This window comes from Staphylococcus sp. HMSC055C03, from assembly GCF_001809385.1.
Taxonomy (GTDB): domain Bacteria; phylum Bacillota; class Bacilli; order Staphylococcales; family Staphylococcaceae; genus Staphylococcus; species Staphylococcus simulans.
The window spans coordinates 1-14531 of sequence record NZ_KV797481.1 but is presented as its reverse complement, the minus strand read 5'-3'; the positions used below and the strand labels follow the sequence as shown (position 1 = coordinate 14531).

Below are 14531 nucleotides of genomic sequence, written 5' to 3'. Positions count from 1 at the left end.
TGACATGTGTGAGTAAGAAAGATCCATCTATTGTGGTCAAAGGTGCACGTGAAAATAATTTAAAAAGTGTCAATGTGGAATTGCCTAAAAATAAATTGATTGTGATGACTGGACTATCAGGTTCAGGTAAGTCATCTTTGGCTTTCGACACGATTTATGCAGAAGGACAACGCCGTTATGTAGAATCATTAAGTGCTTACGCACGTCAATTCTTAGGACAAATGGATAAGCCGGATGTTGATACGATTGAAGGGTTATCTCCGGCAATTTCGATTGACCAAAAAACGACAAGTAAAAACCCGAGATCTACGGTTGCGACGGTAACCGAAATTTATGATTATATTCGTTTATTATATGCACGTGTCGGAAAAGCATTTTGTCCACATCATGGTATTGAAATTGAATCACAAACAGTACAACAAATGGCTGACCGTATTTTAGAGTTAGAAGAACGTACTAAAATTCAGTTGATGGCACCAATTGTGAATCACCGCAAAGGTTCACATGAAAAACTGCTTCAAGATATCAGTAAAAAAGGTTATGTACGTGTCAGAGTAGATGGTGACATTCATGATATCAATGATGTGCCAGAACTAGATAAGAATAAAAATCATACGATTGAAGTTGTTGTTGACCGTCTTGTGGTGAAAGAAGGTATTGAATCACGTCTGGCTGACTCTATTGAAACAGCGTTAGAACTAGCAGAAGGGAACTTAACAGTCGATGTGATTGGCGGAGAACCTTTAAAATTCTCTGAAAATCATGCTTGTCCGATTTGCGGATTCAGCATTGGTGAGTTAGAACCGCGTATGTTCAGTTTCAACAGCCCATTCGGTGCATGTCCAACTTGTGATGGTTTAGGACAAAAATTAAAAGTAGACGTAGATTTGGTTATTCCAGATCCGAATGTATCGTTACGTGAAGGTGCGATTGTACCTTGGGAACCAAAAAGTTCTGACTTCTATCCGACATTATTAAAACGTGTCGCAGAAGTGTATAAAATTGATATGGACAGACCGTTTAAAAAATTAACTGACCGTCAAAAAGACATCATTTTATACGGTTCAAAAGGTAAAGAGATTACTTTTACTTTCGAACAACGTAATGGTGCATCACGCACAAGAACGATGGAGTTTGAAGGCGTTGTGCCGAACATTGAACGTCGTTATCATGAATCTCCATCAGAATATGTTCGTGAAATGATGCAGAAATATATGACGGAATTACCTTGTGAAACATGTCATGGTAAACGTTTAAGCCAAGAAGCATTATCTGTGTATGTTTCAGGTTTGAATATCGGAGAAGTTGTAGAGTATTCCATTAAAGAAGCATTGCATTTCTTCGAAAACATCGATTTATCTGAACAAGACCGTAAGATTGCAGATTTAATCTTGAAAGAAATTATCTCAAGATTGTATTTCTTAAATAACGTTGGTTTAGATTATTTAACGTTAAATCGTTCATCAGGTACATTATCTGGTGGTGAAGCGCAACGTATTCGTTTAGCCACACAAATCGGTTCACGTTTAACGGGCGTATTATATGTGTTAGATGAGCCTTCTATTGGTTTACATCAAAGAGATAATGATCGTTTAATCAACACATTGAAAGAAATGCGTGATTTAGGTAATACGCTGATTGTGGTTGAACATGATGATGATACGATGAGAGAAGCGGATTATCTTGTAGACGTAGGTCCTGGTGCCGGCGATTACGGGGGTGAAATTGTCGCAGCAGGTACACCTAAACAAGTCATGCGTAATTCTAAATCATTAACAGGTCAGTATCTGAGCGGTAAGAAACGTATTGAAGTCCCAGAACATCGCAGACCTGTGACAGACCGTAAACTAAAAGTACGCGGTGCCAGCAGTAACAACTTGAAAGACGTAGATGTAGATTTCCCGCTTTCTACAATGACTGTTGTTACAGGTGTTTCTGGGTCAGGTAAAAGTTCATTAGTGAACGAAGTACTGTATAAAACATTGGCACAAAAATTAAACCGTTCGAAAATCAGACCAGGTAAAGTGGATAAAATTGAAGGTATTGATCAACTTGATAAAGTGATTGATATTGACCAATCCCCAATTGGACGTACACCACGTTCAAACCCAGCAACTTACACAGGCGTTTTTGATGATATCCGTGATGTTTTCGCATCAACAAACGAAGCGAAAATCAGAGGGTATCAAAAAGGACGTTTCAGCTTTAACGTTAAAGGTGGACGTTGTGAAGCATGTAAAGGTGACGGGATTATCAAAATTGAAATGCATTTCTTACCAGATGTGTATGTACCTTGTGAAGTATGTGGCGGTAAACGCTATAACCGTGAAACGTTAGAAGTGACTTATAAAGGTAAAAATATCTCTGAAGTATTAGAAATGACCGCTGAAGATGCGACACATTTCTTTGAAAATATCCCTAAAATCAAACGTAAGCTACAAACATTAGTCGATGTTGGTTTAGGTTACGTGAAGCTCGGCCAACCTGCGACGACATTGTCAGGCGGGGAAGCTCAGCGTGTGAAACTCGCATCAGAACTGCATAAACGTTCAACAGGCCGTTCTATCTATATCTTAGATGAACCAACAACAGGTCTGCATGTGGATGACATTCGTCGTTTATTAAAAGTATTGAATCGTATTGTAGATAACGGAGATACTGTTGTGATAATTGAGCATAACTTGGATGTCATAAAAACAGCAGATTACTTGATTGATTTAGGTCCTGAAGGCGGCGATGGCGGAGGAACAATCGTTGCGACAGGTACACCTGAAGAAATCGCCGCATCTCCAGATTCTTATACAGGCAAATATTTGAAAACAGTATTAGAACGTGATGCAGCACAAACAAGTCAATAACCAGATTAAGACATTTCACTTAAAGCAGTGGAATGTCTTTTTTTATGACTTCAAAGAAAAAAGTTTGATTTTTGAACACATATAAGAAATGATAAGATGAATAGAGATAAAACCAATAACGTTTCTGCATTCTTTTTTGATATGATAGAGATGAGCATATAACGAAGAATGTTGATTGAGGTGAAAATATGTTAAGTGCTAGAGCTATAGTAAACAGATTCAAGTTAAATTTAGTAGCCGGAGAAGAAGGATTGGATCGTCCGATTCATAATACAGATATTTCACGCCCAGGTTTGGAAATGGCGGGGTACTTTTCGCATTATGCGTCTGACCGTATTCAATTATTAGGGACAACTGAATTATCATTTTATAATTTATTACCAGATAAAGAACGACAAGGCAGATTACGTAAGTTATGCCGTCCTGATACACCGGCAATTATCGTTACACGTGATATTGAGCCGCCAGAAGAATTAGTCAATGCGGCACAAGAGCTCAGTGTACCATTACTCACATCTAAAGATGCGACAACAAGTTTAATGAGCCGATTAACTACATATCTTGAACATGAACTTGCGAAAACAACATCTTTACATGGTGTATTAGTAGACGTATATGGTGTAGGTGTTTTAATTACTGGTGATTCTGGTATCGGTAAAAGTGAAACAGCGTTAGAGTTAGTAAAACGTGGACACCGTCTTGTTGCGGATGATAATGTGGAGATTCGTGAAATCACGAAAGATGAATTGATTGGTAAACCACCGAAATTAATCGAACATTTATTAGAAATCAGAGGACTTGGGATTATTAACGTAATGACGTTATTTGGTGCAGGTTCGATTTTGACAGAGAAGAAAATCGGTTTGAATATCAATTTGGAAAACTGGGATAAAGATAAGCTATACGACCGTGTAGGTTTGAATGAAGAAACCTTACGTATTTTAGATACTGAAATCACAAAGAAAACAATTCCGGTAAGACCGGGCAGAAATGTGGCAGTTATTATTGAAGTTGCGGCGATGAATTATCGCTTGAACATTATGGGCATCAATACAGCTGAAGAATTTAACGAACGTTTAAATGCCGAAATACTTAGAAAAAATGAACACAAAGAGGAGTAAGCTAGATGTTGTTTAACTTAGGTTATATTGATCCGGTGGCCTTCAGCTTAGGCCCGATTGATGTGCGATGGTATGGGATTATTATTGCCTTCGGGATCTTATTAGGTTATTTTATTGCGCAGGCGACAGCAAAGAAAGTAGGCTATCATCAAGATGCATTGATTGATATTATCTTTTGGAGTGCTATTTTCGGCTTTGTGGCAGCACGGATTTATTTCGTGATTTTCCAATGGCCATACTACGCCGCAAATCCTTCAGAGATACCGATGATATGGCATGGCGGCATCGCCATTCATGGTGGTTTGATTGGTGGATTTATCACAGGCATTATTGTGTGTAAAATGAACAATCATAACCCTTGGCAAATTGGAGATATTGTTGCACCAAGTATTATCTTAGCGCAAGGTATTGGACGTTGGGGGAACTTTATGAACCATGAAGCACATGGGGGACCTGTGTCTCAAAGTTTCCTAGAGAACCTTCATATTCCAAGATTTATTATTGATAATATGTATATTGATGGCCAGTACTATCAACCGACTTTCTTATATGAATCAGTTTGGGATGTGCTTGGCTTTGCGTTATTACTATTTTTACGTAAGCACTTAAGAATTGGTGAAACATTCTTCTTATACTTGATTTGGTATTCAATCGGCAGATTCTTTGTCGAAGGTATGCGTACAGATAGTTTAATGTTGACAAGCAATATCAGAGTGGCACAGGTGATGTCTGTTATCTTGATTATTATCAGTGTCGTTATGATTATCTATCGTCGAATGAAGAAACAACCACCTAAATTTAAAGATGCCAGAAACTTGGCATGGCCGAAATAAGAGGAGATTAAATGAGACGTTATAAAAAAGTAGCGGGCAGTCAATCGAAGATTAATCCGCTTTGGAGAATGTATCATTTTATCACAGTGAAAAAAGCGTTTAGACAAACGATTATGATTGAAATTGCACGGTATATTCCATCGTTGAAATTAAAACGATGGATTTACCGTGCTTGTTTAGGTATGCAGGTTGGAAAGCACACAGCTTTTGCCTATAAAGTGATGCCGGATATCTTATATCCGCATCTAATTCAAGTTGGAGATAATTGTGTGATAGGGTATAATACAACAATATTGACCCATGAATTTTTAGTTTCAGAGTTGAGAGTGGGAAAAGTTGAAATCGGTCATCATACATTAATCGGTGCCAATGTGACAATTTTACCTGGGGTTAAAATTGGTAGTCATGTCAAAATCGGTGCAGGTACGGTAGTTAATAAAGATGTACCAGATGGCGCTTTAGCTTTCGGCAATCCCATGCAGATCAGATTATAAGTGAGAGGAGGGGCAATACAATGACATCAGAACCATCTAAAAAAGTGATTCCAATGACGCAAGATGCATCACTTTTTAAACGACTGGCAGCGTCAAAACTAAAACATAGAGATTATCAAAAAGCCGCAGAGTACTATCATAAAGTCCTTGAATTGTCGCCTTCTGACTTTGAAGCGCTTCAAGATTATACAACCGCACTGACTGAAGTGGGGCAAGCTAAGCAAGTTGTTGGACGTTATTATGATTTCATTGCGAAAGGTGAACATGTAGAATCATCCTATTATCAACTCAGTCAAATATATACGAATTTACAAGATCCGAATAAAGCATTTTGTTTCGGGATGAATTATGTGCTGCTGTCAGAGGATGAAGACTATAGAAAAGAACTAGAAGAAACCTTTGAAGTTGTCTATAAGGATGTAGATGTACTTGAAAAAGAGAGCCAAGTATTCGCAGTTCAGATTATTTTTCAATATCTTTTCTCTCAAGGCAAGCTAGAAGAAGCGAAAAAGTTTATTCAACGCCAAGAAATGACAGTACGTACGCATGAAAGTGTACGCAATTTATTAGCAATGATACATCTGTATTTAGGAAACTATGATATCGCACGTAATATGTTGAAACAGCTTTTAAAAGAAAATCAGACGGATGTTTATGCATTATGTCATTATACGTTATTACTTTATAACACAAATGACAAAGCTTATCCGAACTATCTGCAATCATTGTCTAAAGTTGTACCAATGAATGATGAAGAAAGTTTCAAACTTGGTATTGTCCTCAGCTATCTACAAAAGTTCAGTGCTTCGCAAAAATTATTGTATCCTTTGTTTAAAAAAGGTAAATTCATTTCCATGCAAATGTTTCATGCGTTAAGCGTCAACTTTTATCACCTGGGAAATAAAGAGCAAAGTAAGGTGTTTTGGGAAAAGTTTGAAGCAATGACAGATACACCTCCAGGACCGCCACCTTGGTTGATTTCTGAGAAAAATCTCTATTTCCATTCGCATATTGCGCCGCTATTGATAAGTGAAGACAGCCATGAACGTATTTATGGGATTTTCTTATTAGAACAGATGAATGGCAGAGAACTATTAATTACAGAAGAAATTTGGAATGTATTAGAAACGATGAATGAATACGAAAAACTATATCTGACATATTTGATAAAAGGATTGAAATTAGTCAAATTAGATTTCATTCATCGAGGCATGTTAACCTTGTATGAGAAAGAGGCTTTAAGAGAATATCAATCTTTATTTGTACATTGGATTGATCGAGCTGAAGGAATCATTGCACAAGAATATGATTTGGAAAAAGTAGAAGGGTATGTGGCAGCGTGTGTATATCTCTTCTTTAAAACACGACCCGATGCTTATACGAAAAAAGCTATTACAGAATGGTTCGGTATATCTATGTACCGTTTGAATAAATCAATTGAAATTCTACTAGAAGTTTAAAAGTTGTGTATGTAAAATAGTAAAATTCACAATTTGAGCATAAAAGTATATTTCAAGAAAGCTCTATCTTATAATGAGTGTGATTAAATACTAGGAGGCAAGAAGAATGACTAAACAACAACCTGATTATGATGTTGTAATTATCGGCGCAGGCCCAGCAGGTATGACTGCAGCCGTATATGCTTCTCGCGCGGACTTAAAAACTGTAATGATCGAACGTGGTGTGCCAGGCGGACAAATGGCAAACACTGAAGATGTTGAAAACTTCCCAGGATTCGAATCAATTTCTGGTCCTGACTTATCAACAAAAATGTTTGATCATGCGCAAAAATTCGGCGCTGTTTATCAGTACGGCGATATTAAAGCGATTGAAGATAAAGGCGATATTAAAGAAGTCTTTTATGGAGATAAATCTGTTACTGCATATGCGGTGATTATCGCAACAGGTGCAGAATACAAAAAAATCGGTGTGCCAGGTGAAGAAGAACTTGGCGGCCGCGGTGTAAGTTACTGTGCAGTATGTGACGGTGCATTCTTCAAAGGCAAAAACTTATACGTTATCGGCGGTGGAGACTCTGCAGTAGAAGAAGGTAACTTCTTAACTAAATTTGCGGACAGTGTTACTGTCGTTCACCGTAGAGATAAATTACGTGCACAAAAAATCTTACAAGATCGTGCATTCAAAAACGAAAAAATGCACTTTATCTGGAATCACACATTAGCATCTATTAATGAAAAAGACGGTAAAGTCGGCTCAGTTACTTTACAATCTACAGTAGATGGTAAAGAAGAAACATTAGACGCTGATGGTGTATTCGTTTATATCGGTATGAAACCTTTAACTGCACCGATTGTTGATTTAGGTATCACAAACGAAGCAGGTTACATCGTAACAAACGAAGAAATGGAAACAAAAGTTCCTGGTATCTTCGCAGCAGGCGATGTGCGTGAAAAAGGTTTACGACAAATCGTTACAGCTACTGGAGACGGTAGTATCGCAGCTCAAAATGCGCAAGGCTATATCGAAGAATTGAAAGATAAACTAGAAGCAGAAGAAGCATAATAAAAAACGAAGAAGGTTTGAGTAGTGCATGAAGCGGTTTAAACCATGCATCTATTCAAACCTTTTTACATATTCCATAGTAATCATGTTCAAGTTAGAATGTAATATGATACTATGATAAAGATAAGGATATTATGAGCGAATTAATTACAGGATGGTGTCGTTATGCAACATGAAGAAAATGAAGTCGTAAATAAGAGTGAATTATTAGTGGTTACTGGTATGTCGGGGGCTGGAAAGTCTGTAGTTTTACAGAGTTTAGAAGATTTAGGGTACTTTTGTGTAGACAATTTACCACCGATTTTACTGCCGAAATTTGTGGAGTTGATGGAGCAAGGCACACCATCTTTACAAAAAGTAGCAATTGCGATTGATTTACGCGGTCGCGAATTTTTCAAATCCTTAGTAAAAGAAGTAGATTTTTTACGCAGCAAGAATCGCATTATAGTAGACGTGATGTTTGTCGAGGCAAGTGAAGCAAAATTAATTTCAAGATATAAAGAAACACGCCGTGCACACCCATTAAGTGATAACGGTCAAAATTCATTGATTAATTCTATTAGAGAAGAACGTCAATCATTATCTGAAATCCGTAGTTTTGCGAACTTTGTCATAGATACAACAGACTTAAATCCAAAAGAATTACGTGCAAAAATAAACAAATTGTTTAATAGAGATGATATCGAAACATTTAGTATTAGTGTAACGAGCTTTGGCTTCAAACATGGCATCCAACAAGATGCAGATTTAGTCTTTGATGTGAGATTCTTACCGAATCCATTTTATGTAAAAGAGTTACGTCCTTTAACCGGTAATGATGACGCTGTATATCAATATGTCATGAAATGGCAAGAAACAGCCATCTTTTATGATAAGTTATTAGACTTATTGAAATTTATGATTCCGGGCTATAAAAAAGAAGGCAAGACACAATTAGTGATTGCGATCGGATGTACAGGCGGACAGCATCGTTCTGTTGCCTTAGCGAAACGATTAGCCGAAGACTTGAATGATAGTTACGACTATAATGTTTACGTTCATCATAGAGATGCACATATCGAAAGTGGCGAGAGAAATGAAAAAGCTTAAAATCGTATTAATCGGGGGCGGTACAGGTTTATCTGTATTGGCTCGTGGTTTAAAAGATTATCCTATCGATATTACCGCAATTGTGACGGTAGCAGACGATGGGGGAAGTACAGGTAAAATCAGAAGTGAAATGGACATTCCCGCTCCTGGGGACATCCGTAACGTTATTGCGGCCTTAAGTGATACAGAACCGACTTTAAAGGAGCTGTTTCAGTACCGCTTCAAAGAGAATCAAGTGGAAGGTCATTCAGTAGGGAACCTATTGATTGCGGCACTGACAAATATTATGGATGACTTTGGTCATGCGGTTAAAGAATTAAGTAAAATTTTAAATATCAAAGGACGCGTGATTCCTTCAACGAATTCTAGTATTCGTTTAAATGCGGAGATGGAAGATGGAGAAATCGTGTATGGTGAGTCTAATATACCGAAGCGTCAAAAAACAATTAAGCGTGTCTTTATAGAGCCTGCAGATGTGCAGCCGATGGAAGAAGCGGTAGAGGCATTAGAAGATGCAGACTTAATCGTATTAGGCCCTGGTTCATTGTATACGAGCGTAATTTCCAATTTATGTGTGCCAGGTATCGGTGAAGCGATTGTGGATAGTGCGGCACCTAAAGTTTATGTTTCAAACGTGATGACGCAACATGGCGAAACAGATCATTTTGATGTGATGGATCATATTCAAGCAATGCATAATCACATGAAAACAAATTTTATTGATTATGTGATTTGTTGTGAGAATCATCAGTACAGTAAAGACATTTTAGAAAATTACCATAAAGAACAGGCAGAACCTGTGACTTATCATAAAGAATCGATTGAAGCGGCAGGTATTGAACCCATTACTGCACAAGATTTAGTCCATGTTTCTTCGAAAAATCGTGTGCGCCATAATACAACACGCTTAGCACGCATGATTTATGAATTGGCACTTGATTTAACAAGCACAATCCAATTTAATCCGAAAAATAGAAAATTTTAAAGAAGGGAATGGCGCGGCATGAGCTTTGCATCAGACATGAAAAATGAATTGACAAGAATCGATGTCGATGATAAAAATGCGCGAGCGGAACTTAGCGCATTGATACGGATGAATGGTGCACTCAGTTTGTCGAATCAGCAATTTGTCATCAATGTACAAACTGAAAATGCGACAACAGCCAGACGTATATACTCTCTGATTAAGAAAGTATTCAATATTGAAGTTGAAATTCTTGTTCGAAAGAAAATGAAGCTGAAGAAGAACAACATTTATATCTGCAGAACGAAAATGAAGTCTCGTGAAATCTTACATGAACTTGGTATCTTAAAAGACGGTGTGTTTACACACGCTATTGATTTAGATTTGATTCGTGACGATGAAATGAGACGAAGTTATTTACGCGGTGCATTCTTAGCTGGCGGTTCTGTGAATAATCCAGAAACATCTTCTTATCATTTAGAGATATTTTCTTTATACGAAAGCCATTCAGAAGGCTTAACTGCTTTAATGAATGAATATGAATTGAATGCGAAACATTTAGAACGTAAAAAAGGAAATATCGTTTATTTGAAAGAAGCGGAGAAAATCTCTGATTTCTTGAGTTTAATCGGAGGTTATCAAGCGATGTTGAAATTTGAAGATGTGCGTATTGTCAGAGATATGCGTAATTCAGTAAATCGCTTAGTAAACTGTGAAACAGCTAATTTAAACAAAACAGTTAGCGCAGCGATGAAACAAGTTGAAAGTATTCAGTTGATTGATCAAGAAATCGGCATTGAAAACTTACCAGACCGTTTAAGAGAAATTGCGAAATTGCGTGTGGAAAATCAAGATGTCTCTCTAAAAGAATTAGGAGAAATGGTTTCTACAGGCACAATTTCGAAATCAGGTGTTAATCATCGTTTACGTAAGTTGAATGAGTTAGCAGATAAGATTAGAAGCGGTGAACATATTGAAATGTGATAAAGAAAAGCAGTCACTCATTTGAAAATTGAAATGAGTGACTGCTTTTTATCGTTATTGATCTACGACTGCTTTTTATCGTTATTGATCTACGACTGATTTTTTCGGAATTCCTAAAGCTATAATAAAGCCGATGAAATTCACGATTGATAATACAATGAACATCATTTTAAATGACTGCATATTGTTTAACAACTGCATAGACAATACAGGTGCAATCGCTGTACCGATAAATAACATAAAGGTATTGATAGATAAGAAGAAGCCTTTATCTTTAGTAGTCAGTAGACCGATTTGTGATATCACAGAAGGAATCACAAAAGAGATACCTGCGATAAAGATAACACTGAATAATGTGATGATAATGAGATTGTGCGTCACGCCCATCAGTATCAATGAGATACCTGCAGTGATTAATGAGATTAGAATAATACGTTTTACACCGATGAAATCACTTAAGCGACCTGCAGATAACGCTAATAACATACCAATTAAACCAAATAGCTTCACTGATGATATTGTCGTTAAATCAGCGTTGATTGGGTCAGATGTCAAATATTCATTTAGCAGAGCATACATAGAAACAAATGACGTTAAGATAGTTAATGAAACAAAGAAACATAATACAATGCCTTTATTATCAAAAATATGTCTCATGTTTTTAAAGAACACTGAGAATTTTGTATCAGGCATATGATAAGGACTTTTCGGAATAGCTCTGTAAATCCAAACAATCAGTAATAAGTAAACAACAGTCAATACGAAGTAAACGATACGCCAACTCATATGTGCGGCGATAATATCACTTAAGTTTTGACCGATAACACCAGATAACATGAAGCTGGTACTAATAAAACTGATTGCGGTAACACGTTTATGAATAGGGAACACTTCTGTCACATATGTTAATGACACAGGTGAGAAGCTTGCGGTAGCTATCCCTTGTAAAACACGTACAATCAGTAATAGCGCAAAGTTATGAATAAAGCCGATCGCAAAAGTTGTAAGTGTGAGCATAGCCAAGCCGATTAATATGACCTTCTTCTTACCAAACTTGTCGGCAATGATTCCATAAAACATACAGCTGACTGAATAAGAAACTGAGAATACCACACCGATTAATGTTGTGGCACCTTCGCTTAAATGTAATTCTTTCCCCATAATCGGCATTAAAGGAATGGCAGAGTAAAGACTGCACATAACCGCAATACCTGAAATAAAGAATACAGTCGTAATTAAATTATAATTGAGCGACGGTTGTTTCAAATATATCCTCCCTTTCTATGATGAATTGTTTAATAAAGATTATATTGATGAACCTTAATATAAGTGTATCGCATATATGTTGTGGAAGTGTGAAGATTGAAACAATGCTTGTTTCAAATTAAAAATGCATGATTCATTTTAACACAAACAAATTATAATGAAATAGATAGAAATATTATTGAAATATTGTGACAATAAGCTTTGGTCAAATAAAAATACCTTTCTCGTAAAATGAGAAAGGCATTTCAATCAATATTAAGATGTTGCGGGTTGTTGTGTATGTTTCTTATTGCGCATAAAATCTATCGCAATACCAATTGCAGTTAAGATAATAAATGGTAGTAACCAAGCCAATCCTAAATCAGATAATGGCAAGAATTGATAGACTGCATTTAGTGGTTTGATCAGTTTAAATGTGTTGAAGATTTCAAGTACTGAAATAATTAATGTTGAAATCGTCGGTAAAATATAAGCGATTTTTAATTTTGTCGGAATCGCAATTGCGACAAATGAAATCAGTACCAACACAATAGAAATCGGATAAATAAATGTCAGTAATGGAACTGCGATTTGTAAAATCATGTTGAGCCCTAAGATTGAAATTAAGAATCCGACTACTGAGAATGACAGTACATAAGTCTTGTATGAAATTTGTGGGAACTTCTTCAATCCGAATGCAGAACTTGCGTTCACCAAGCCGATACAAGTTGTTAAACAAGCTAAAATTACAATCATACCGAATAAAATATTACCGAATGATCCGAATAATCGTACTGAATTATATGTTAGAATGCTTGCGCCATTATCAAAGCCTGGTTTGCTTGTCGTGATACCTAAGTATGCTAATGAGAAGTAAATCACTGTTAATAATAACGCTGAAATCAGACCTGATAAGATAACGTTTCTCACTATCTTTTTGCTGTCTGAAATACCCGCGAGTTTAAAGCTTTGTACGATAACGACTGAGAAGGCTAAAGCAGCTACTAAGTCCATTGTGTAGTAACCTTCTAAGATTCCTGAAATGAAAGGTGTTTCCGCATATTTATCATGTGGTTGTCCGACTTTTCCTTCAGGATTAATAATCGCTGCGATACATAAAGCACCAATAATCAATAATAAGGCAGGTGTTAAGATTTTCCCTAAGTTATCGACAATTTTTGTTGGGTATAAAGCGATTAACCCTACAACAATAAAGAATACAAGGGAGAAACCTACCAATGTCCATGTGTTGTGAATAGGCAGAATCGATTTTGCGCCGATTTCATAAGCCACGTTCGCAGCACGTGGAATCCCGTATAGTGCCCCGATAGATAAATAAATACAAACTGCAAAAATAAACCCGAATTTAGGATGGACGCGGTCCCCGATAAACTCCACGCCACCATCATAATAGGCAATGACAATAACTGTGATGTAAGGTAATAAAATACCTGTAATCGCAAAACCTGTCATACCTGTCCACATATTGCTTTGCGCGGTATATCCGAGCATAGGTGGAAAAATCAAGTTGCCTGCTCCGAAGAATAACGAGAAGAGCATTAAACCTGATATTAGAATTACTTTTTTCATAATAACCTCCTGGTGTTGAAAACTTCTCTCTATTTACAAAAATTTCTGACAATTTATGTAGATGAATTTCTTTCAAACAAATAAACTTTAACACATTTCTAAATATTAAAAAAGCATATATTCAGATATTTTAGATGAAATGAAAGAAATTAATTGGAAATATCGTGTTAAAGGGAAAAGAGTAACTAAAAAATTGTAGAATTGATAATTTATTGCATGATTAATAAATTGGAATTGGAGTGTAAAATATATATTGAAGAAGTGAGCCTAGTTTATTATTAGTGTAATGGATTACTACTCTGCTTTTAAGAGAGTTCATTTCTTTTGAGGTTCATATTAGGAAGTTGAATTTAATTTCAAAAATGATGTAGTTCTTGCAATATAAATGTGCTTGTACAAGCAACCAATGGTATTGTTGAAAAGTTAATGTTGAATTTAAAAAACTAATCATAAGAACAGGCTTTTGTATTTCATGGATTTGATTAAACTTTATTATGAAAGAAGTGAGTTATATGGCTACTAAAAGTTTTACAACTGAATATAAATTTACAGCTCAGTCAGCACCCAATTTACTAAAAGCTATTGAACAACTTAAGTAATACTATGTGTTAATTGTTTCAAATTATATACATAAAAATAATTATTTGAATATTTTAACTTACGCCGCTATTAGCGGTGTTTTTTATTAATAGCTATTTTGATTTTTTAACAACTGCCCGATGACTTAAATAGCAAAATAAAAGAAACGCTGATACATCAACGTTTCAAAGGTTTCAAGTTAATTAATATTAACTACATAACCCCCTCGGAGGGAGAATATGGGATGTTAT

At 36.2% G+C, this 14531-nt stretch carries 11 protein-coding genes; 9 read left to right on the top strand and 2 right to left on the bottom strand.

What is annotated here, in order from left to right:
* Positions 1 to 8 precede the first annotated feature (8 nt).
* From uvrA to whiA, 9 genes are all read left to right on the top strand, one after another.
* Positions 9 to 2858 (top strand): excinuclease ABC subunit UvrA, encoded by a 2850-nt coding sequence (gene uvrA, locus HMPREF2603_RS02980; protein ID WP_002481550.1) that lies wholly within the window; start codon positions 9 to 11, stop codon positions 2856 to 2858.
* 188 nt (positions 2859 to 3046) lie between these two features.
* A complete protein-coding gene (hprK, locus tag HMPREF2603_RS02975; RefSeq protein ID WP_002481551.1) occupies positions 3047 to 3979 on the top strand; it encodes an HPr(Ser) kinase/phosphatase in 933 nt (310 codons plus the stop codon).
* Between the two features lie 5 nt (positions 3980 to 3984).
* Positions 3985 to 4812 carry a prolipoprotein diacylglyceryl transferase gene (lgt, locus tag HMPREF2603_RS02970; protein ID WP_023015369.1) on the top strand — a complete coding sequence of 276 codons (828 nt, stop codon included), beginning with the start codon at positions 3985 to 3987 and terminating at the stop codon, positions 4810 to 4812.
* An 11-nt stretch (positions 4813 to 4823) separates the two neighbouring features.
* Positions 4824 to 5306 carry an acyltransferase gene (locus tag HMPREF2603_RS02965; protein WP_060804134.1) on the top strand — a complete coding sequence of 161 codons (483 nt, stop codon included), beginning with the start codon at positions 4824 to 4826 and terminating at the stop codon, positions 5304 to 5306.
* A 20-nt stretch (positions 5307 to 5326) separates the two neighbouring features.
* On the top strand, positions 5327 to 6766 hold the full coding sequence (locus HMPREF2603_RS02960) for a tetratricopeptide repeat protein (RefSeq protein WP_060804135.1): 1440 nt from the start codon (positions 5327 to 5329) through the stop codon (positions 6764 to 6766).
* A 106-nt stretch (positions 6767 to 6872) separates the two neighbouring features.
* Positions 6873 to 7829, top strand: coding sequence for a thioredoxin-disulfide reductase (trxB, locus tag HMPREF2603_RS02955; protein ID WP_023015366.1), 957 nt, complete (start codon positions 6873 to 6875; stop codon positions 7827 to 7829).
* A gap of 165 nt (positions 7830 to 7994) precedes the next feature.
* Positions 7995 to 8918, top strand: coding sequence for an RNase adapter RapZ (gene rapZ / locus HMPREF2603_RS02950; RefSeq protein ID WP_002481556.1), 924 nt, complete (start codon positions 7995 to 7997; stop codon positions 8916 to 8918).
* A complete protein-coding gene (gene yvcK / locus HMPREF2603_RS02945) occupies positions 8905 to 9903 on the top strand; it encodes a gluconeogenesis factor YvcK family protein (RefSeq protein WP_002481557.1) in 999 nt (332 codons plus the stop codon). Before rapZ ends, yvcK begins: the two co-directional genes overlap by 14 nt.
* Positions 9904 to 9921: 18 nt before the next feature.
* On the top strand, positions 9922 to 10866 hold the full coding sequence (gene whiA / locus HMPREF2603_RS02940; protein ID WP_002481558.1) for a DNA-binding protein WhiA: 945 nt from the start codon (positions 9922 to 9924) through the stop codon (positions 10864 to 10866).
* Positions 10867 to 10947: 81 nt separating this feature from the next.
* Here the strand turns inward: whiA and HMPREF2603_RS02935 are convergent, their stop codons facing one another.
* The gene (locus tag HMPREF2603_RS02935; RefSeq protein WP_057510217.1) at positions 10948 to 12132 is read right to left on the bottom strand and encodes an MFS transporter; all 1185 of its coding nucleotides are present in this window, start codon (positions 12130 to 12132) and stop codon (positions 10948 to 10950) included.
* 255 nt (positions 12133 to 12387) lie between these two features.
* Positions 12388 to 13701 carry a branched-chain amino acid transport system II carrier protein gene (gene brnQ, locus HMPREF2603_RS02930; protein WP_002481560.1) on the bottom strand — a complete coding sequence of 438 codons (1314 nt, stop codon included), beginning with the start codon at positions 13699 to 13701 and terminating at the stop codon, positions 12388 to 12390.
* Between the last annotated feature and the right edge of the window lie 830 nt (positions 13702 to 14531).